Origin of the sequence: Lutibacter litoralis (assembly GCF_014646675.1) — a bacterium.
Taxonomy (GTDB): domain Bacteria; phylum Bacteroidota; class Bacteroidia; order Flavobacteriales; family Flavobacteriaceae; genus Lutibacter; species Lutibacter litoralis.
In genome coordinates, this window is sequence record NZ_BMNS01000001.1 from 525,478 (window position 1) to 546,660 (window position 21,183).

The window sequence follows — 21,183 nt, forward strand, 5'->3', positions numbered from 1 at the left end:
GATACTAAAACTAAAAAAATGAGTGACGCTATTAAGCATGAATGTGGAATCGCAATGGTTAGATTGTTAAAACCACTACAGTACTATAAAGATAAATATGGTTCTGCATTTTATGGTTTAAATAAAATGTATTTGTTAATGGAGAAACAGCACAATCGTGGTCAAGATGGTGCTGGTATTGCAAGTATTAAATTTAATGTTGCTCCTGGAACACGCTATATAAGTCGTGTACGCTCAAATGCCGACCAACCCATCCAAGATGTTTTTGCTCAAATTAACAATCGTTTAAATGATCTAAATGAACAATTTCCTGAAAAAATTGACGATGTAAATTGGCAAGTTAAAAATGCGCCTTATATTGGAAATTTATATTTAGGGCATGTGCGCTACGGAACTTTTGGAAAAAATAGTATTGAAGCTGTACATCCTTTTTTACGTCAAAGTAATTGGATGCACAAAAGTTTAATTGTAGCAGGTAATTTTAATATGACCAACTCTAAACGTTTGTTTAATGACTTGGTTGAAATTGGTCAACATCCAAAAGAAATGACGGATACTGTTACAGTTATGGAGAAGATTGGTCATTTTATTGATGATGAAGTTGCCAAATTATATCAAAAATTAAAAAAAGAAAAGAACATCTCTAAAAAGAACGCTTCTCCTATAATTGAAAAGCGAATTAATATTAAAAAAATATTAAAAAAATCTGCAAAAAATTGGGATGGAGGGTATGCAATGGCTGGTTTATTAGGACATGGAGATGCTTTTGTACTGCGCGACCCTGCAGGTATTAGACCGGCGTTTTATTATAAAGATGATGAAGTTGTAGTTGTAGCCTCAGAACGGCCAGTAATTCAAACTGTATTTAACGTTGCAATGGATGCTGTAAAAGAATTAGAGCCTGGTCATGCACTAATTATGAAGAGAAATGGTAAGGTTTCAATAGATGAAATTAGAAAGGCGTTGCCTCAAAAATCATGTTCTTTTGAGCGTATTTATTTTTCAAGAGGAAGTGATGCCGATATTTATACAGAAAGGAAAAGTTTAGGAAAATTAGTATTCCCTAAAGTTTTAGAAAAAATAAATAACGATTTAAGAAACACCGTTTTTTCTTATATTCCTAATACTGCAGAAACTTCTTTCTATGGAATGTTTGAAGCAGCAGAAGATTTTCTAAATCAGCAAAAAACAACTGCTATTTTAGATGGCCAACGAAATTTATCTGCTGAAAAAGTAAAAGAAATTTTAGCAGAAAGACCTCGTATTGAAAAACTTGCAATAAAAGATGCAAAACTTAGAACTTTTATTGCAGACGATAATAGTAGAGATGACTTGGTTGCACACGTTTACGATGTTACTTATGGAATTGTAAAACCAGATGATAACTTAGTAATTATAGATGATAGTATTGTGAGAGGTACTACTCTAAAAATGAGTATTATTAAAATTTTAGACCGCTTAAAACCAAAAAAAATTATTATAGTTTCATCGGCTCCACAAATTCGTTATCCTGATTGTTATGGTATTGATATGGCAAGAATGGGCGATTTTATAGCCTTTAGAGCAGTTTTGGAATTGTTAAAAGAAACCAATAACTATAATTTGGTTGAAGAGGTATATACCAAATGCAAAGCGCAACAACAATCAGAAGATTCCGAAATTGAAAATGCTGTTAAAGAAATTTATAATGCTTTTTCAGATGAACAAATCTCAGATAAGATAGCTCAAATGCTAAAGACAGAAGAGATAACTTCTGAGGTTGAAATTATTTATCAATCTGTTGAAAATTTGCATAAGGCATGTCCAAACCACTTGGGAGATTGGTATTTTACCGGAGATTATCCAACACCAGGAGGAAACAGAGTTGTAAATGATTCTTTTATTAATTTTTACGAAGGAAGCAACAAAAGAGCTTATTAAAAACAAAAAAACTCACCAAATTGGTGAGTTTTTTTTAACCTATTTATTAAAAATATTATTTGTTTTCAGCATATAGTTTTTCAACATGATTCCAGTTTATTACATTAAAAAATGCATTTATATAATCTGGCCTTCTATTTTGATAATGCAAGTAGTATGCATGTTCCCAAACATCTATTGCTAGTATTGGAAAACCTCCACAGCTAACACCTGGCATTAATGGATTGTCTTGATTTGGAGTTGAGCAAATTTCAACTTTTCCTCCTTTATGCACACATAACCAAGCCCATCCAGATCCAAAACGAGTTGCAGCAGCTTTAGCAAAAGCATCTTTAAAAGCATCAACAGAACCAAATTCGGCTACAATAGCATCTTTTAATTCTCCAGATAAATATCCTTTTCCTTCAGGATTCATTACATCCCAAAAAAGGCAGTGGTTATAAAAACCTCCACCATTATTTCTTACAGCTGCATTGTTCATATCTAATCCACCTAAAATAGCTTCAATAGATTTTCCTTCTAAATCGGTTCCAGCAATTGCATTGTTTAAATTGTTTGTATAACCTTGATGATGTTTTGTATGGTGAATTTCCATAGTTCTTGCATCAATATTTGGTTCTAACGCGTCATAAGCGTACGGTAATTTTGGTAATTCAAATGACATAGTTGTATGTGTTTTTTAGTTAAACTTAATTATTTTTCTTTTTTCGCAATTATTCAAAGGTAACGAACCATTCTCATTTTAAAAAATTCTAAAAATCAAATGTTCTTATAGTAGTATTAGCAATAGTTATAAACTAAGACTCCACAGTAAAATATTTCACTTTCTTAATAATTTGCATCTTCAGGATATTTCGCCATAAATTCTCCTGCTTTTTCCACCATTTTTTTACTTCCACAGAAAAATGGAACACGTTGGTGCAATTCTGTTGGTTTTATATCCATAATTCTTCTATAGCCATCAGTTGCCCTTCCATTTGCTTGCTCTGCTAAAAAAGCCATTGGATTACATTCGTAAAGTAACCGTAATTTCCCCTTAGGACCAATAGCACTAGTTGGGTACAAATAGATACCGCCTTTTATCATATTTCTATGAAAGTCAGACACTAAAGAACCAATATAACGAGAGGTATAAGGTCTATTATCTTTTTCTTCTTGACAGTATTTTAAATAGTCTTTTACACCTTGTGGAAAATGAACATAATTTCCTTCATTTATAGAATAAATTTTCCCTTCTTCTGGAAATTTAAAATCTGGATGTGATAGGTAAAATGAACCAATTGCAGGATTTAATGTAAAACCATTTACACCATGACCCGAAGTGTAAACTAACATAGTTGAAGTTCCGTAAACTACATAGCCCGCAGCAACTTGTAAATTACCAGGTTGTAAAAAATCGGACAATTCAACTGGGGTTCCAATAGGAGTTACGCGTTTGTAAATTGAAAAAATTGTTCCAACTGAAACATTTACATCAATATTTGATGAGCCATCTAAAGGGTCTATTAAAACTACATATTTATTTTCGTTAGTACCTTGTTTCCCTCTTATGGTAACAAAATCATCTTCTTCTTCACTCGCAATGCCACATACTATTTCTCTATTTATTAAGGTTTCCATAAACACCTTATTAGCATAAACATCTAATTTTTGTTGATCTTCCCCTTGAATATTTGTTTCACCAGCATTCCCCATAATATCAACCAAACCAGCTTTGTTCACCTTATAATTTACAATTTTAGCAGCAAGTTTAACAGAGCTTAAAAGTCTAGAAAATTCTCCAGAAGTAGATTTATAATGCCTTTGATTTTCAATAATAAATTCTCCTAGTGTTAAGTTATTGGTTTCCATTTTAGTTATTTGAAGTTTGGCACTACAAATATCGAAAAATTAATTTTGAAAAAGGGAGGAGTTTGTAAGATAGTTTGAATAAAGATTTTTTATTTTAGCCATAACTATATAATTAACATAAGTATGGATTTTACAATTAGAGATGCAAAAATAGAAGATGTTCCTTCAATTTTAAATTTAATTAAAGAGTTAGCGCATTTTGAAAAAGAGGCAGATGCAGTTGAAGTTACGGTAAATGATTTAGAGAAAGATGGCTTTGGAGAAACTCCCTTATTTAAAATATTTGTAGCAGAAATTGCTAAAGAAATTGTTGGAATTGCATTATTTTATCCACGGTATTCAACTTGGAAAGGGCCTACAATTCATTTAGAAGATTTAATTGTAACAGAACAAAAGAGAGGACTAAAAATTGGAAGTGCTTTGTATAAAAAAGTAATAGAATATGGTTTTAAGAAAGGTGTAAAACGTATTGAATGGAATGTTCTAGATTGGAATGAACCCGCAATAGATTTTTATGAAAGTACAGGCGCAAAAGTGCTAAGAGATTGGGATACTGCTCAAATAGATAGAAATTCAATGAAAAAATATTTAAACAATTAACGTGAAGGTTTATAAGTTTGGTGGTGCGTCTGTGAAAGATGCAGAAAGTATAAGAAATGTAGTACGGGTTTTAAAACATGAAGGTTTTGAAAATACGCTTATTATTATTTCTGCAATGGGAAAAATGACTAATGCTTTTGAAAAAGTTGTACACGCGTACTATCATAAATCTGAAGATTTAAGAGCTGAAATAGAAGTTGTTAGAGATTTTCACATCGATTTGGTTGAGAACTTATTTGAAGAAAAACAACCAATTTTAGTTGAAATTGAGTTGTTATTTGGGCAATTAAGTGGCTTTTTAGCCAAAAATAAGACAACGGATTATAATTTTATTTACGACCAAGTTGTTGGTTATGGAGAGTTACTTTCAACAAAAATAATTAGTAGTTATCTAAATATTGCTGGTATTACAAACAATTGGATAGATGTTAGAGATTTTATAAAAACCGATAGTACTTATAGAAATGCATCTGTTAATTGGCAACAAACTTGTGATAATATTAAAACTTTAGATACTCATAATTTATATATAACTCAAGGTTTTTTAGGGAGTAATTCTAAAAGTAAAAGCACCACTTTAGGTCGAGAAGGATCAGACTATTCGGCTGCTATATTTGCCTTTTGTTTAAATGCTGAAAGTGTAACAATATGGAAAGATGTTGATGGTGTCTTAAATGCAGATCCTCGTTATTTTGAAAAAACAATATTACTGAAACAAATATCTTATAGTGAAGCTATTGAAATGGCTTTTTATGGCGCTTCCGTTATTCATCCAAAAACATTAAAACCACTCGAAAATAAAAAAATACCTTTAAATGTTCGCTCATTTTATAATTTAGAAAATAATGGTTCAACTGTAAGTAAGGGGCAACATTTATCTCCAGAAATTCCTTGTTTTATTTTAAAAAGGGAACAAATTTTAGTATCTATTTCTGCACTAGATTTTTCTTTTATGGTAGAGCACAATTTAAGTGATATTTTTAGAATTTTACACGATTGTAAGCTAAAAGTAAATCTTATTCAAAATTCTGCACTAAGTTTTTCGGTTTGTTTAGAAGATAAATTTAATAATTTCGATGCTTTTTTATTAAAAATAACACCTAAATACAATGTCACTTTTGTTAACAATGTTTCTCTTTATACAATTAGACACGCTAACCAAAATGCCATTAATTTAGTAGAAAAAAAGGGAACTGTACTTTTGAAACAAGCCACAAAAGGAACGGTGCAACTTATTATGCAATAATTTTATGTATTTTTGTAGTTATCTTTAATTAAATTTAAATGAGTTTAGTAACACCGAAAGAAGTTTCGAAAGTAATAAATCTTGATAAATATGGGTTTATAGGTACATTTTTTGGTTGGGTATTAATGAGAATTTTACGAATTTCTACCATAAATAAAATTTATAATAAACATAAACATTTAAAGGATTTAAATTTTTTTACAGCCCTTTTAGACGATCTACAAATAAAATTTGAAATTCCAGAAGAAGATTTAAAAAGAATTCCAAAAGATGGTGCTTTTATTACAGTTTCAAATCACCCTCTTGGTGGAATTGACGGTATTTTACTATTAAAATTATTAATTGAAAAAAGACCAGATTATAAAATAATTGCTAATTTTTTACTGCATAGAATTGAGCCAATGAAGCCTTTTATTATGCCTGTAAACCCTTTTGAAGACAGAAAGGACGCAAAATCGAGTATTGCGGGAATAAAAAAAGCACTCTTGCATATTCAAGAAGGTAAACCATTGGGTGTTTTTCCGGCAGGTGAAGTTTCCACTTATAAAGACGGCAAATTAATTGTTGATAGACCTTGGGAAGAAGGTGCCATAAAACTAATTCAGAAAGCAAAAGTTCCTGTAATTCCTATTTATTTTCACGCAAAAAACAGTCGATTATTCTATTTTCTATCTAAACTAAACCCTACACTTAGAACGGCAAAATTGCCTTCAGAATTATTGTCTCAAAAAGAACGTATTATTAAGGTTAGAATAGGAAAAGCTATACCTGTTAAAGATCAAGAAGAGTGCGACACTACAAAAGATTTTTGTGACTTTATTCGAAGAAAAACGTATATGTTAGCAAACCCTTTTGAAAAGAAGTCAAAAACTATAAATGCTTCATCGTTAAAAAAAACTAAGCAACCTAAAAAAATTGTTAGTCAAAAAAATAATGATAAAATTATTCAGGAAGTAGATGCACTTCGCAATTCTAATGGTAGATTGTTAAAAAGTAAAGATTATGAAGTCTTTTTTGCATCAAGTAAAGAAATTCCTAATATAAAATTTGAGATTGGACGTTTGCGTGAAATTACGTTTAGAGAAGTTGGTGAAGGGACTAATGAATCTATAGATTTAGATAGATTTGATGGGTTTTATCATCATTTATTCTTATGGGATGATGCTGAAAAGAAGCTTGTTGGAGCATATAGAATGGGCTTAGGTAAAGATATTTATAAAAAACATGGCATAGAAGGTTTTTACATACATACTCTCTTTAAGTTTGAACCAGAATTGTATTCAATGATGGAAAATTCTATTGAAATGGGACGTGCATTCATCATTAAAGAATACCAGCAAAAACCGATGCCGTTATTTTTACTTTGGAAAGGTATTGTGCATGTAACATTGCGCTATCCAGAATATAAATATTTAATTGGAGGCGTTAGCATTAGTAATCAATTTTCTAATTTTTCAAAATCGTTAATGATTGAGTTTATGAAATCTCATTATTACGATCCATATATTGCACAATATATTCATCCTAAAAAAGAATACAAGGTAAAGTTAAAAGATGCCGATAAAGATTTTGTTTTTGATGCTACCAAAGCAGACATGAATAAATTTGATAAAGTTATTGATGAAATTGAACCTGGAGCGCTTAGAATTCCTGTATTAATTAAAAAATATGTAAAGCAAAATGCGCGCTTAGTTGCATTTAACGTTGATCCTAAGTTTAATAATGCTGTAGATGGGTTAATGTATATTAGAGTAGCAGACATACCAGAAAGTACTGTAAAACCAGTTATGGAAGAGTTTCAGGCAGAGCTCGAGAGTAGCTTAGAAAATGAGAACTTAGAAATTAAAATCACTTCATAAAAAATAATACCAAAAGCAGCTTGAAAATAATTATTATTTTCAAGCTGCTTTTTTATCTTAAAAAATTAACTGTTACAAGTCAAATTTAATTCCTTGTGCAAGTGGTAATTCTGTTGTGTAATTTATAGTATTTGTTTGGCGACGCATATAAACTTTCCAAGCATCTGATCCAGATTCTCTTCCGCCCCCAGTTTCTTTTTCGCCACCAAAAGCACCACCAATTTCGGCACCAGAAGTACCAATATTTACATTTGCAATTCCGCAATCTGATCCTGCTTGCGATAAAAACAACTCTGCCTCACGCAAATTATTTGTCATTATTGCAGATGAAAGTCCTTGATTTACTCCATTCTGAATTTCAATAGCATTGTTAATATCACCCGTATATTTTAATAAATACAAAATAGGGGCAAAGGTTTCGTGTTGAACAATTTTAAAATGATTTTCAGCTTCAGCAATGGCTGGTTGTACATAACAACCCGTTTCAAAACCTTTACCGGTTAAAACACCACCTTCAACTAATAATTTTCCACCTTCTTCAACAACCTTTGTTAATGCATTTTGATACATTTTAACAGCATCTTTGTCAATTAAAGGTCCTACATGATTATTTTCATCTAAAGGATTTCCAATGCGTAATTGTTTATATGCTGCAACCAAAGCATCTTTTACTTTGGTGTACATAGATTCGTGAATAATTAATCTTCGTGTAGATGTACAACGTTGGCCAGCAGTTCCTACAGCTCCAAAAACGGCTCCAATAACGGTCATTTTTAAATCTGCATCTGGTGTTACAATAATGGCATTATTTCCTCCTAATTCTAACAGCGATTTTCCTAGACGTTCTCCAACTGTTTTTCCAACAATTTTACCCATTCTGGTTGAACCAGTTGCTGAAATTAATGGCACTCTTTTGTCAGTAGTCATAAACTCACCAACTATATAATTTCCATTAATTATGTTTGAAATTCCTTCGGGCAAGTTGTTTTCTTTTAAAACACCAGCTATAATATTTTGACAAGCAATACTGCACAAAGGAGCTTTTTCTGAAGCTTTCCAAATACAAACATCACCAGAAACCCATGCCAATGCTGTATTCCAAGCCCAAACTGCTACAGGAAAATTAAATGCAGAAATAATTCCAACTATTCCGAGAGGATGGTATTGTTCATACATTCTATGTCCAGGACGTTCAGAATGCATTGTAAGTCCATGTAATTGACGTGATAAACCGACTGCAAAATCGCAGATATCAATCATTTCTTGAACTTCACCCAAACCTTCTTGTAGAGATTTACCCATTTCATAAGAAACAAGCTCACCTAAAGGTTGTTTTAGTTCTCTTAGTTTATTACCAAATTGTCTTACAATTTCTCCACGTTGCGGAGCTGGTTTTAACCTCCAACTTTTAAAAGCAGTTTGTGCATTTTCAATAACTTGCTCGTAATCTGTTTTGGTAGTTGAAGTTAACTTTCCAATTAATTCCCCATCAACTGGAGAATACGATTTAATAACTTCACCATTTCCAAATGAATTGAAACCTGTTGATGTTCCGTTATTTAATTGTTTAACACCTAATTTTTTTAGTGCTCTTTGTATTGTTTCTTTTAAAGTTGTGGCCTCCATGTTAAATATTGTTTATTATATTCTATTAACAAAGCTACGAATATTAAATGGTAAAAAAAGTAAAGCCGTTTCAAATTCGAAACGGCCCTCTTCATTCAATATTTGGTAACCAGCCAAATAATAAACCAACTAAAACTTATAATTTAATCCTGTATAAACTCCTAAGTAATATGGTTGAATACTACCCGAGTTTTTTGAAAAGGTATTTGTTTGCATTTTAAACATTGGAGAGATGTTGATAAAAAGATTTTCTCTTATAGAATAATCTACATCTAAACCAATATTTCCACTAAAGTTTACAGACCTTAGATTGTTAGAAGAACCTAAACTTTGAGTAAAAGAATTTGTTTCTACAAAAACTTCATCTTTATTAAGTAAAAGAGTACTAAAACCACCGACTAAATTTACTCCTAATTTACCATCGGTAACGCTATATTTTAATTCAACTGGGATTTCAACATAACCAAAAACTTGATTTAAACTTCCTTTATTTGGATCAATAGCGTTAAGATCTCTTAGTTTTGAAGTTGCAAATTGTTGTGGCTTTCCAACATTTGTGGGGTTTGTTGATAAATTCGAAAACTCAACAACTGAAACACCTGGAGTAACATAAATGTTATTTGTTGTGTATCCTAAATTAATAAGGTTAACTCCAGATTGAACACTAAATTTGTTATTAAGTTTGTAAGCAAATTTTACTCCATAAGAATAAGATGAATTTCCAGAAGCGGGATTGTCTTTAAACTGACTGTCAATTCCAGAACCATCACCTAAAGAACTTATATAAATTGGAGCAAAGATAGTTGCAACAGTTATTCTGCCAGATGAAGATTGTGTTGTTTTAACTTTTTCTTCATTGGCATTTGATAGCGGTAAATTTAGTGCATCTACTAAAATAGAATTCTTATTGTTTTTAGTATTTAAATTTTTATTTAATTCATTTTCACTTGTATTCGAAAGGACTGCAATTTCTGAAGTACTTTCGCTATCAATATTAGTAGTTGCTTTAGATTGTGCTGTAATTTTTTTATCGGTAGTTTTATTATTTGAATTTGTTATCGGAGCGTTATCTCTCTGATCAATAACGGTTTTTTCATTTTTATCTTTTAGAAAATTTCTTGAAAATTCAGATTCAGGAATAAAATAAATAGTTCCAATACTAAAAAACAACATAAATAATGCAGCTATGCTTGCAAATTTAAGCCATATTGGTAAGCGTTTCTTTTGAGAAACAGGGGCTAATTGTTTTTGAATTGAATTCCAAGATTGATTTGGAGGAAAGACCTCTAAATCTTTAAGCTTCTCTTGAAAAATTCTGTCAATATTTTTATAATCTCTCACTTTAACCTTTTATCTTAAACAGACTGTTGACTCTCTTGATGTATTTCAATTTTTTGTTTTAATATGCCTCTTGCTCTGGCCAAATTAGATTTTGAAGTGCCTTCTGCAATTTGCAACATTATTGCAATCTCTTTATGAGAATGACCGTCCAATACATAAAGGTTAAAAACCATTCTGTATCTTTCTGGCAACTCTTGGATGAGATTCAACAAATAATCTAAAGAAATTTCGTCATCGTCGATGTCAACAACCACCTCATCAGGAATCTCTTCAGTAACAATACTTAACACGTTTTTTTTTCTATACTTTAATAAAATCGTGTTAACCATAACGCGCTTTATCCAACCTTCAAATGATCCTTTAAAATTAAACTGCCCAATTTTATCAAAAATGGTTACAAAACCATCTTGAAAATTATCTTGAGCCTCTTGTTTATTTTTAGAGTATTTAAGACATATAGAGAATAACTTACCCGCAAAAAGCTGGTAAATTTCTTTTTGTGCCTTTCTATCATTATTTGCACATTGTTTTATGAGTTTATCCAACCCCAAAAGCGAGCGTTTTAATTGTTAATAAGATACCTAAAAAGATAATAGGTTGCGTAAATTTACATTACTTTTGTGAAGTTTCCCAATTTTTATGAAAAGAAATACGCCATTTAAGTTACATAATACTCAAGATTTTAATAAAACTGCCCTAGATATTTTTAGGTTTCAGGCTACTAATAATTTAGTATATAAAACCTTTTTAAAACATTTAAAAGTTGATGTAAACACCATTAAAAAGATTGAAGAAATTCCGTTTTTACCCATTCAATTTTTTAAATCACATAAAATAATTTCTTCAGAATCACCAATCGAACAAACTTTTTTAAGTAGTGGTACAACAGGAATGCTACAAAGTAAACATTATGTTACAGCTATTTCTATTTATGAAGAGAGTTTCACCAAAGCTTTTCAGCAATTTTATGGTGCTATAGAGAATTATACGGTTTTAGCCTTGTTGCCTTCATACTTGGAACGCACCGGTTCTTCTTTAATTTATATGGTAAATAATTTTATTGAAAAATCTAAAAATCCAAAAAGTGGTTTTTACTTAGATAATTTTGATGAACTTGCTAAAAATTTAGAGGAATTAGATAGAAAAGGATCAAAAATACTTTTAATTGGTGTTTCCTTTGCGTTATTAGATTTACTTGAAACTTACAAATTCAACCTTAAAAATACCATAATTATGGAAACTGGTGGGATGAAAGGAAAACGAAAAGAACTTATTAGAGAAGAATTACATAGCATCTTTTGTGATGGTTTTGGAGTTTCTCAAATTCATTCGGAATACGGAATGACCGAATTATTAAGTCAGGCATATTCCAAAGGAAATGGTGTTTTTGAATGTCCACCTTGGATGAAAATTCTAACACGTGATACAGAAGACGCATTAACAATTTTACCAGAAGGAAAATCGGGAGGAATTAACGTAATAGATTTAGCAAATATAAATTCCTGTTCGTTTATTGCCACACAAGATTTAGGAAAAACCTATAAAAATGGCACTTTTGAAGTGCTCGGGCGCTTTGATAATTCTGATATTAGAGGCTGTAATTTGTTGGTTTTGTAAAAAGACAGTAACTAAAATTTAACAATATAAAATGGTTAATCTTCTAACTTAGAAGAAAGTTCGAACCAACGTTCTTCTTTATTTTCAATTTCAGTTGAAATTTCTTGAAGCTTTATCGACAATTCATTTATTTCTTCACCAGATAAAGAACCGTCTAAAAATTTAGCTTCAATGTTGCTTTTTTCAGTATTTAAAGCTGCTATTTCCTCTTCAATACCATCAAATTCTTTTTTCTCTTTATAAGTTAATTTAGCTTTTGTTGTAGTTTTAACAGGTGTAGTTGATTCTATTTTTTTAATTTCTACAACTTCTTCTTTAGGCTTAGAATCTTCATAGGCTCTAAAATCGGAATAATTTCCAGGAAAATCTTCAACAACACCATCACCTCTAAATACAAATAAATGATCTACAATCTTATCCATAAAATAGCGGTCGTGCGATACTACTAATAAACAACCAGGAAAATCTAATAAGAAGTTTTCCAATACATTTAATGTAATAATATCTAAATCATTTGTTGGTTCATCTAAAATTAAAAAGTTAGGATTTTGAATTAAAACTGTACATAAAAACAAACGTTTACGTTCACCTCCACTAAGTTTTTCAACAAAATCGTATTGACGTTTTCTACTGAATAAAAAGCGTTCTAATAATTGTCCTGCAGAAATTTTTCTTCCTTTTGTTAGTGGAATATATTCTCCAAACTCCTTAATAACCTCAATTACTTTTTGTCCAGGTTTAACTTCAATTCCATCTTGGGTATAATATCCAAATTTTATAGTTTCTCCAATAACAACTTTACCACTATCAATTGGAATTCCACCAGTAATAATATTTAAAAAACTAGATTTTCCTGTTCCATTTTTTCCAATAATACCAATACGTTCGCCACGTAGAAAGTTATAATCAAATTTGTCTAATATTTTTAAATCGCCAAAAGATTTAGAAATTTTATGAAGTTCTAAAATTTTAGTTCCCATACGTTCCATTTCTATCTCCAATTGAACTTTATGGTCGTTTCTGCGCTTAGAAGCTGCTTCTTTAATTACAAAAAAGTCATCAATTCTACTTTTGCTTTTAGTAGTTCTAGCCTTTGGTTGCCTGCGCATCCAATCTAGTTCTTTTTTAAATAAGTTTTTTGCTTTATCTACTGTTGCTTGTTCTTGCTCTATACGCTCTTCCTTTTTTTGTAAATAGTTAGAGTAATTTCCTTTGTAAGTATAAAAACCACCGTTATCTAACTCTACAATTTCATTACAAACACGCTCTAAAAAAAACCTATCATGCGTAACCATAAATAGCGTAATTTTTTCTTTCTCAAAATAACTTTCTAGCCACTCAATCATTTCTAAATCTAAATGGTTTGTTGGCTCATCTAAAATTAATAAATCGGGTTTATGAATTAATATTAAGGCTAAGGATAAACGTTTACGTTGTCCACCAGAAAGTTCTCCAACTTTTTTAGTTAAATCGTCTAATTTTAATTTGGAAAGAATTTGTTTAAACTGTGTTTCAAAATCCCAAGCGTTCAATCGTTCCATTTTCTCAAAGGCCCTTTGATACTCGTTTTCATCTTCAGGATTTAGCAATGCGTGTTCGTACTCCTCAATTACTTTCAACGTTTCGTTGTCCGAATCAAAAATAGTTTGCTCAACAGTTAATGCATCATTTAAATTATCTTCTTGAGACAAATATTCAATTTTTAAACCTTTTCTAGAAATTACTTGTCCAGTATCTGAGCTATCAATCCCAGCAATTATATTAAGCATCGAAGTTTTCCCAGTACCATTTTTTGCAATGAATGCAATTTTCTGATCTTTATTAATTCCAAAGGAAATGTTTTCGAATAAGGTTAGTTCGCCAAAAGATTTCGATATATTTTCAACTGATAAGTAATTCATTAACTATAAATTTTAGCGCAAAACTACACAAAATAAATGCCGAAAACTATAATTATTATACTTTGGGCATTCCCTTTCAGGTCAGGCTGTACGTTTCAAGTCCTCGCTATCGCTGTGGGCTTTTCACTGCCATCCCTAACGCAAAAATTAATTAAAATAAGCAATTGATAATTCGTAATTCAAATTGTGTATTATTATCACATAAAACAACCGAATGTTATTAGTTAAAAATTTATCAATTTTATTTAAAACTAAACCGAGGTTAAATTTGATTATGAATTCTATTTTGTTAAATAGTTGTAATCATTCTTATTTTTACAAGAAAAAGACGCCGTTTAAAGCGTTTTTTTGAATTTTATATTTAAAGTAGTAAATTATTCTTTAATAATTTTAAGCATTATAGGTTTGTCTAAATAAACTTTGGCAAAATACACACCAGGTGCTTGATTTTTAATGTTTAGATATACTTTGCCATTGTTGAGTGTATAATTTTTTGCTGAAATTAATTGAGATTGCATATTAAATATTTCAACTTTTATATTGTTCTGATTTGAAGGGGTGGCAATTTCAAAATTACCTTTTGTTGGATTTGGATATGCAATTACTTCATCAAATAAATTAATTGATTTAGAGAAAATACCTTCGCATTCCACACTAGATTTTACCTGAATTTTATCTCCGTGCTTTACATCTACTGTAAATATTGGAGCGGCTGATTCTAAAGCAATCTTATCATTTACAAAAACTGTAAATGGCGCAGTTCCTTGTTCAATTTGTATAGAAGCTTTTCCGGAAGTTACAGCCACTTTTCCTGAAATGGTAGTTCCTTCAGCTATAATAACATCATAACATTGTTCGTAACTTTCTCCAGCTACATTAATACAAACAGTATAGTTTCCAGGAGTTAAATTGTTGTTTTGCAAGGTAGCATTTACTCCATTTAATGTCACATTATAAGTGTAATTTTCTTGAGCTGAGATTAAAATTTGACCATTATCTTTATCTGGACAAGTTTCGCTTATAGTCTCAATAGTAAAGTTGTTAGCAGGTAATGTAAAGCAACCTGAAGCATCTACATTTACGCCAGGAGTTGTGTTATTACATTGATCCATTGCGTTATCAACACCATCGTTATCAACATCTCCTGTTGGTGTAGAATCACAAACATCGCCTTGTCTATCTCCATCTGTATCTGCTTGGTCTGGATTTGAAATTGTTGGACAATTATCACATCCATCAGGAATACTATCTCCATCTGTATCTATTGTATCATCTGATTCTGCACAAACATCGCATCCGTCAGGAATACCATCACCATCTGTGTCTATTGTATCATTAGAATCTGGACAAACATCACAAGCATCTCCAACACCATCATTATCTGTATCAGATTGATCAGTATTTGAAGTTGTAGGGCAATTATCATCAACATTTAATATTCCATCTCCATCAATATCATCATTATTATCTGCAATTATTTCAAAACTATCAACGGTCCATCGTGTTGGGGCAGATGTAGCATAATATTTAAAAGCAATATAAACAGTTCCAGTAATTGAGCTAATATCTACATTAGAAAAAGCATAAATTTCTTCTGTTGCACCTCCGTTGGAATGCAAAGGAATGCTAATATTAGGCATTGGGGTCCAAGTAAAATCATTTTGACCTGGGTTGCTGGAGCCATCATAATTTGAAGAATAAACTATTTCTAAAGGTGTATTTCCATAAGCGGCATCAGTATAAAAACTAATTTTCTCAGCTTCATTTTCATCAAAGTTTATTGGAGAAGACGTAATTAACCAATCTTTACTTAAAACATCTTGTTGGTGTCCGTTTATACCTATAGAACCTGTATTGTTTTCTCCAAATTGATTTTCGCATTCCCAATTTTTATTACTTGCTTCATTATAAGTGAAAAAAGCTAAATTGCTACAATTACTAAAATCTTCATTTATTAAATATGTTGGTCCTTCTAAAGTTGTAACACTTAAATTTGTGCCAACTTCAGATAAATTTGAAAAAGCATCTCTAGCTTTAACAGTAATGTTATAAGTTGTATTTGGAGTTAATTCTAAAATTGTTGAAGAAGTTGAAAAGGTAGTTTTTAAATATTTGCCATCTAAATAGATTATATAATCTATAACACCAATATTATCTGTTGCAGCATCCCAATTAATTTCTAAAGATTCGAAAGTTGTATTTAAAGCGACTAAATTTGTTGGCGAAGTTGGAGCTTCTTCATCCGAAGAGTTGTTTAAATTCCATTTGTCTTCTGCATTTACACCTCCCCAAATTAATGTCGCTAAATACGGATTGTCTATAAAAGGATTTCTATTTCCTTGTACTGTTTCAATATAATCGTTTCGTTGATTTTCAAATTCTGAAACAGGATCGTCAATATTCCAGTTTAAAAATAAATCAATCATATTAGGATCGTTTGCTAAGGCTTCTCCAATACCGCTATTAATTGGCAAACATTGCGTTTGAGAAATTTGAGCACCAGTTCCATTGTATCTAAGGTACATGTACATTATTATCCGAGCAACATCGCCTTTCCATTCATCGCCTGGATACCAACCCCCATTACTTGAAACTATTCCAGAATTTCCAGACCCATCTGTAAATTTTCTGTTACTTCTATCTGAGTTTCTTTCAGAATCAGCAGGTTTCAAATTATGAACATCTGTTCCAGGTCCAGGCTCACCTGTTTCAAGACTTGGGTTTGCTAGTGATTTTGCAAAAACATGTTCTCTGTTCCACCTCCCAGGGTCTCCACCGCCAGAATCTTGTAAATTTTTATTACGCGATCTATCTGTATCTACTATTCCATCAGTATCGTTAAAGCCGTAAATTAACAATACATTAGAAGCATTATCCGGATCTTCATCCACTTGTTTTAGCACATCCCAAACATCTGTAGAACTAGAAGTATATGGAATTGCAGTATGAGTATCTATAAGTCTGTTAGATAATTCTATAAATAATTCATTTTCAGTTTTTGTGAAATCAAGATCGTTATAAAAAGGTTGAATTTGACCGTAAAATGGAATAAATGATATAAAAAGTAGAATTGAAAGTAAAGTTCTTTTCACGATATGCGATTTTTAGTGCTTATTGAAAAATAAATAATTAAAATACAAATTTATTATTAATTTTTGATTTTGGGTGTTAATCTTTATAACTTATCTTTTTAATGGATTTGAATAAAAAAACACCCTCAATGTTATTGAGGGTGTTCATTTTTTAAGAATTAAGATGGAAATTTAAGTTTGTTATTCTTTAATAATTCTAAGCACTATAGGTTCGTCTAAGTATACTTTGACAAAATACAATCCAGTAGCGTTATTAGCAATATTTAATTGAATTTTACCATTATTAATAGTATAAGTTTTCGCTGAAATTAATTGCGATTGTAGATTGTATATTTCGATTTTTACATTGTTTTGTGAGAAAGGTAATGCAATTTCAAAAATTCCTTTTGAAGGATTCGGGTAGGCAATAATTTCATTAAATAAATTAACTGTTTTTGCAAAAACGCCTTCACATAAAACATTAGATTTTACTAGAATTTTATCTCCATGTTTTACATCAACATTAAATATTGGTGAAGCTGTTTCAAATACAATTTTATCATTTACAAATACCGTAAAAGGTCCCGTTCCTTGTTCAATTTCAACAGAAGCTTTACCAGAATCTATTGCTACTTTGCCAGATATTGTAATTCCATTTCCTATAACTACATCATAACATTGTTCATAGTTTTCTCCTTCTACACCAATACAAACAGTGTAGTTTCCAGGATTTAAATTTGTGTTTTGCAATGCAGCATCAGCTCCATTTAATGTAACTATGTAGTTATGTGTTTCTAAAGCTGAAATTAATATTTGACCATTATTTTTATTAGGACAAGTTTCACTAATAGTTTCTATTGTAAAATTATCCGAAGGCAATGCAAAAACTGGACACCCTGTGCTGTCAACAACACTTCCTAAAGGTGTTTCAGGACAAATATCAACATCATTAAAAACCCCATCTTTATCATCATCATTACTAATTACAACAACACCACAAATTTCTATACTCCAAGTCTGGATACTACCTACATCTTCTGGGCCACCGTCAATAGCTTGTAATATCCATGTTCCATAAGACTCCTCATTATTAAAACTTGATAAATCACCTTGGGGTTTAAATGTACCTGTAAATGGAGCAATTCCCGAAGTTATGGAAGTATCGGCATCACTATCAAAAATAGTATTTGTATAATTTAAACCTTCATCTCCATTATTTGCCGATAATAAAACTTTTGTTCCAATTGGGCTAATTAAATATAAAGTTAAGTCACCAACCCATTCATGAGGTGCAGTAATAGTAACATTTACATCTGTAATTATTTTATTAGTTGTTATATTTATTATTGAATTTACGCCAGTTGCATTATTATCAGGAACATCAACAGGCTTACTTTTAGAGACATCTGGATCGCAAATTACATTTGCAGTTGTAAAACTATTAGGACTTGAAAAAATACTTTCCCCACAATTATTAAGTCCTTTTACTCTCCAATAATAAGTTGTGTTGAATTCAAGTAATTCAGGTACAAAATTCGTGGAATTTAAAGTGACAGTTTCTATAATTGTTGCAAATAACATATCTGAAGCTATTTCAACGGTATAACTTATCATATTTTCATTAGCCACCCAACTTAAATTATAAGGTTCTAATAATCCGCTACTTTCATTTTCTGGAAAACTTAAGATTGGTGCAGTAATTTCAGGAGAAAATACGTTTAAGTTGGTAACTGTATTTTTGGTAGTTGAAGCAGATGTACCTGTTACAGAAATACTATATGCGCCAACAGAATTGTTTTCTATTCCTGTTATTTTCATTGTAACAGCAGTATTGTTCTCACTTGCAGTTAATGGGTTAAAAGTTACTGTTGCGCCTTCTGGTAATCCTGTTGCTGAAAAAGTAGTTTCTTCATTAAAATCTAAGAACGTATTGTAGGTCATATTGTAAATAACCTCATTAGGAGTACATGTTTCAAGTTTAAACGAATCAAAATTCATAATAAAATCTGAAGATTGCACAGAAATATTAGCCAAGTTTACATTAAAAAATATGTTACCCACACTTTCTATTTTAATCCTTCCGGTTGTTGTTGTAACATCTGGACTTACAATGGTATGATAACCATCATTAGGTGTATTTGAAGCCAGTGTAATAGGGTATGTTTGACCTCCATCATTAGAAAACAAAATATTAACGTTAGAACAATTTACAGGTTCGCTATTTGTATTTGCAACATCCCAAGTAATTGTTTGAGCAGTACCTGCATCCCAGCTTTCTTGAGTAGTTTGAGAAGTTAATTTAAAACTAGCGGCATTATCTGTAAATGTTATTACTGTTTCATCACTGGCAGTTTGACCACCATTATCATTATTATCCCTAACAGTAAGAGCAAATGTCATTGTTCTTGAAACAGATGGTAGAACCTCCCATTGATTGGAAGTATTACCCCCTAAAATAGTTGACATATTTGGAAATGTTCTTTCAGGGTTTTCATTAGGTTGCAGAGATCTAAACGCAGGACCAACAGTTGCCGTTGATACTAATGGGTATTCAGTCGCTTCTGTATCAATTTGCTCCCAAGTATATGTTAGTAAATCTCCATCTTCATCTTTCGCATTTGCCTTTAAAGCAAAAGGGGTTGAAACTGGTATTGTATAGTTTTCAAGGCTTTCAATTACCGGAGTAGTATTATTGGTGTCTGAAAGTGCACCACATACGCTACTGTTTCCTTCTGAAATATTTGCCCACATTTCTTGAATACTAACATAATGAAAATACGAATCAGCTAAAGATTGGATGTTATTTGGCGAACATAAACCAGAGTAAGCCATAATAGTAGAGCCACTTCCAGGCTCAACTGATGTCCCTGCACTTCTGTTACCTCCACAACCTCCTGTTTCAGCATTAAATGTGTGACGAGCACCGTATTGATGCCCCATTTCGTGCGCAACATAATCAATATCGTAAGCATCTCCAATAGGGTTACTTGATCCTGTAATTCCTCTGGCTTTTCCTGTAAAAGTACAAGGAGAGTTTAATTGTGCTAGTCCACCTCCTCCAGTACTAAAAGTATGCCCAATATCAAAATTATTAGTTCCAATAGTGCTGTTAATTACGGTTTGACTTTCATTAATTAGTTCTTGTGAATCATCATTTGTAAAATTATCTATTACTCCATCTAAAAAAATAATATCTGTATTGTTATCAACTAAAACCATGGTTAAAGCTACATCTCTTTCAAAAATACCATTGACACGTGTCATGGTTGTTACAATTGCAGATAAAACGGCTTCTTTTTTAACAGCTTCTGTTTCAGTTTCAGCAACACCTTGTTGTGCAAGGTGAAACTGCGCATATTCTCCAGTAGTGGCAACAGCTAATCTATAGGTTCTTAATTGACCATCATTTGCATTTTCAACTTTTGCAGCTGTATTTTGGGCAGTAATGTTTACAGTCTTAGAATCTTCAAATTTGCATATAAAAGCTTCTTCAGGTGCTGGAGCATCAGATTTTTTATAAACTAAATAAGATTTTTTATTTTTAGTATAAGGATCAATAAAAGTTGATTCATAGGCGTTTTTTAAGGTCATAGCATTTAAACCTGCCGCAGTAAGGCTAAACCGAATTGTTGTACCGAGGTTATCGACACTTTTGCCAATATAAGATTTAATATTTGGATATTTTTTTTGAAGATTTTCTTCTAGTATAGGTGTTTCAAAAATTTGAAAGTTCTCTATTTTTCCATTACTATTTGGAAAATTTAAAATAATATTAGAATTTTTTAAACCAACGGTTCTTTTAGGTGCATTTTTTAATTTATTTTTTAACGATTCTAAATCCAAATCATATACTTTATATTGTTTGGGAATAGATTTTCTGGCTATTTTTGAAGATGAACTTTTTTCTGATTTAGATTTTTCAGACCAAATATTAGTCGATTTTTGAGCAGAAACTAAAAAACACTGGCTTGCAAAGAATATAAAGAGGAAAAAAAATTTTATATTTAAATATCTCATGCACTTGATTTTATTTATTGGAAACTTACAAATATAATTTATAATAATTTGAACACAATTATAATGCCTTTTAATTATTAGATTTAACTTATATTTAATTAAATAAAGTATTTTTGCCACTTTATAACACTTAA

At 31.0% G+C, this 21,183-nt stretch carries 13 protein-coding genes; 5 read left to right on the top strand and 8 right to left on the bottom strand.

The features are described 5' to 3' along the window. Positions 1-18: 18 nt before the first annotated feature. Entirely contained in the window at positions 19-1,920 is a 1,902-nt protein-coding gene (locus IEW75_RS02360; protein ID WP_134248433.1) for an amidophosphoribosyltransferase, read from the top strand. Between the two features lie 55 nt (positions 1,921-1,975). Here IEW75_RS02360 and IEW75_RS02365 read toward each other — a convergent pair whose 3' ends face one another. Both IEW75_RS02365 and fbp read right to left on the bottom strand, forming a co-directional pair. Then, positions 1,976-2,584: a superoxide dismutase gene (locus IEW75_RS02365; RefSeq protein WP_134248434.1), complete on the bottom strand. Its 609-nt coding sequence runs from the start codon at positions 2,582-2,584 to the stop codon at positions 1,976-1,978. Positions 2,585-2,748: 164 nt separating this feature from the next. Further along, positions 2,749-3,771 carry a class 1 fructose-bisphosphatase gene (gene fbp, locus IEW75_RS02370; protein ID WP_134248435.1) on the bottom strand — a complete coding sequence of 341 codons (1,023 nt, stop codon included), beginning with the start codon at positions 3,769-3,771 and terminating at the stop codon, positions 2,749-2,751. 123 nt (positions 3,772-3,894) lie between these two features. Here fbp and IEW75_RS02375 point away from each other — a divergent pair, with 123 nt between their 5' ends. The 3 genes from IEW75_RS02375 to IEW75_RS02385 are packed head-to-tail and all read left to right on the top strand — an operon-like array spanning position 3,895 to position 7,476. After that, the gene (locus IEW75_RS02375; RefSeq protein WP_134248436.1) at positions 3,895-4,371 is read left to right on the top strand and encodes a GNAT family N-acetyltransferase; all 477 of its coding nucleotides are present in this window, start codon (positions 3,895-3,897) and stop codon (positions 4,369-4,371) included. A 1-nt stretch (position 4,372) separates the two neighbouring features. Then, positions 4,373-5,617 (top strand): aspartate kinase, encoded by a 1,245-nt coding sequence (locus tag IEW75_RS02380; protein ID WP_134248437.1) that lies wholly within the window; start codon positions 4,373-4,375, stop codon positions 5,615-5,617. 38 nt (positions 5,618-5,655) lie between these two features. Next, on the top strand, positions 5,656-7,476 hold the full coding sequence (locus IEW75_RS02385) for a GNAT family N-acyltransferase (protein WP_134248438.1): 1,821 nt from the start codon (positions 5,656-5,658) through the stop codon (positions 7,474-7,476). Between the two features lie 72 nt (positions 7,477-7,548). Here the strand turns inward: IEW75_RS02385 and amaB are convergent, their stop codons facing one another. The 3 genes from amaB to IEW75_RS02400 form a co-directional block, all read right to left on the bottom strand. Then, the gene (gene amaB / locus IEW75_RS02390; protein WP_134248439.1) at positions 7,549-9,102 is read right to left on the bottom strand and encodes an L-piperidine-6-carboxylate dehydrogenase; all 1,554 of its coding nucleotides are present in this window, start codon (positions 9,100-9,102) and stop codon (positions 7,549-7,551) included. Positions 9,103-9,231: 129 nt separating this feature from the next. Beyond that, positions 9,232-10,443 (bottom strand): outer membrane beta-barrel protein, encoded by a 1,212-nt coding sequence (locus tag IEW75_RS02395; protein WP_134248440.1) that lies wholly within the window; start codon positions 10,441-10,443, stop codon positions 9,232-9,234. 14 nt (positions 10,444-10,457) lie between these two features. After that, the gene (locus tag IEW75_RS02400) at positions 10,458-10,994 is read right to left on the bottom strand and encodes an RNA polymerase sigma factor (protein ID WP_134248441.1); all 537 of its coding nucleotides are present in this window, start codon (positions 10,992-10,994) and stop codon (positions 10,458-10,460) included. 88 nt (positions 10,995-11,082) lie between these two features. Here IEW75_RS02400 and IEW75_RS02405 point away from each other — a divergent pair, with 88 nt between their 5' ends. Further along, on the top strand, positions 11,083-12,060 hold the full coding sequence (locus IEW75_RS02405; RefSeq protein ID WP_134248442.1) for a LuxE/PaaK family acyltransferase: 978 nt from the start codon (positions 11,083-11,085) through the stop codon (positions 12,058-12,060). A 35-nt stretch (positions 12,061-12,095) separates the two neighbouring features. Here the strand turns inward: IEW75_RS02405 and IEW75_RS02410 are convergent, their stop codons facing one another. The 3 genes from IEW75_RS02410 to IEW75_RS02420 all read right to left on the bottom strand — a co-directional run bounded on the left by IEW75_RS02410 (position 12,096) and on the right by IEW75_RS02420 (position 21,049). Then, entirely contained in the window at positions 12,096-13,961 is a 1,866-nt protein-coding gene (locus IEW75_RS02410; RefSeq protein WP_134248443.1) for an ABC-F family ATP-binding cassette domain-containing protein, read from the bottom strand. 374 nt (positions 13,962-14,335) lie between these two features. After that, positions 14,336-17,053, bottom strand: a complete 2,718-nt coding sequence (locus IEW75_RS02415; RefSeq protein ID WP_134248444.1) for an endonuclease — start codon at positions 17,051-17,053, stop codon at positions 14,336-14,338. A 180-nt stretch (positions 17,054-17,233) separates the two neighbouring features. Continuing rightward, positions 17,234-21,049, bottom strand: coding sequence for a reprolysin-like metallopeptidase (locus IEW75_RS02420; RefSeq protein ID WP_134248445.1), 3,816 nt, complete (start codon positions 21,047-21,049; stop codon positions 17,234-17,236). Positions 21,050-21,183 lie beyond the last annotated feature (134 nt).

Excerpts from the sequence above, each read along its gene's own strand:
- IEW75_RS02360 (WP_134248433.1), top strand. The coding sequence starts at position 19 with ATGAGTGACGCTATTAAGCATGAATGTGGAATCGCAATGGTTAGATTG.
- IEW75_RS02365 (WP_134248434.1), bottom strand. The coding sequence starts at position 2,584 with ATGTCATTTGAATTACCAAAATTACCGTACGCTTATGACGCGTTAGAA.
- fbp (WP_134248435.1), bottom strand. The coding sequence starts at position 3,771 with ATGGAAACCAATAACTTAACACTAGGAGAATTTATTATTGAAAATCAA.
- IEW75_RS02375 (WP_134248436.1), top strand. The coding sequence starts at position 3,895 with ATGGATTTTACAATTAGAGATGCAAAAATAGAAGATGTTCCTTCAATT.
- IEW75_RS02385 (WP_134248438.1), top strand. The coding sequence starts at position 5,656 with ATGAGTTTAGTAACACCGAAAGAAGTTTCGAAAGTAATAAATCTTGAT.
- amaB (WP_134248439.1), bottom strand. The coding sequence starts at position 9,102 with ATGGAGGCCACAACTTTAAAAGAAACAATACAAAGAGCACTAAAAAAA.
- IEW75_RS02405 (WP_134248442.1), top strand. The coding sequence starts at position 11,083 with ATGAAAAGAAATACGCCATTTAAGTTACATAATACTCAAGATTTTAAT.
- IEW75_RS02410 (WP_134248443.1), bottom strand. The coding sequence starts at position 13,961 with ATGAATTACTTATCAGTTGAAAATATATCGAAATCTTTTGGCGAACTA.
- IEW75_RS02420 (WP_134248445.1), bottom strand. The coding sequence starts at position 21,049 with ATGAGATATTTAAATATAAAATTTTTTTTCCTCTTTATATTCTTTGCA.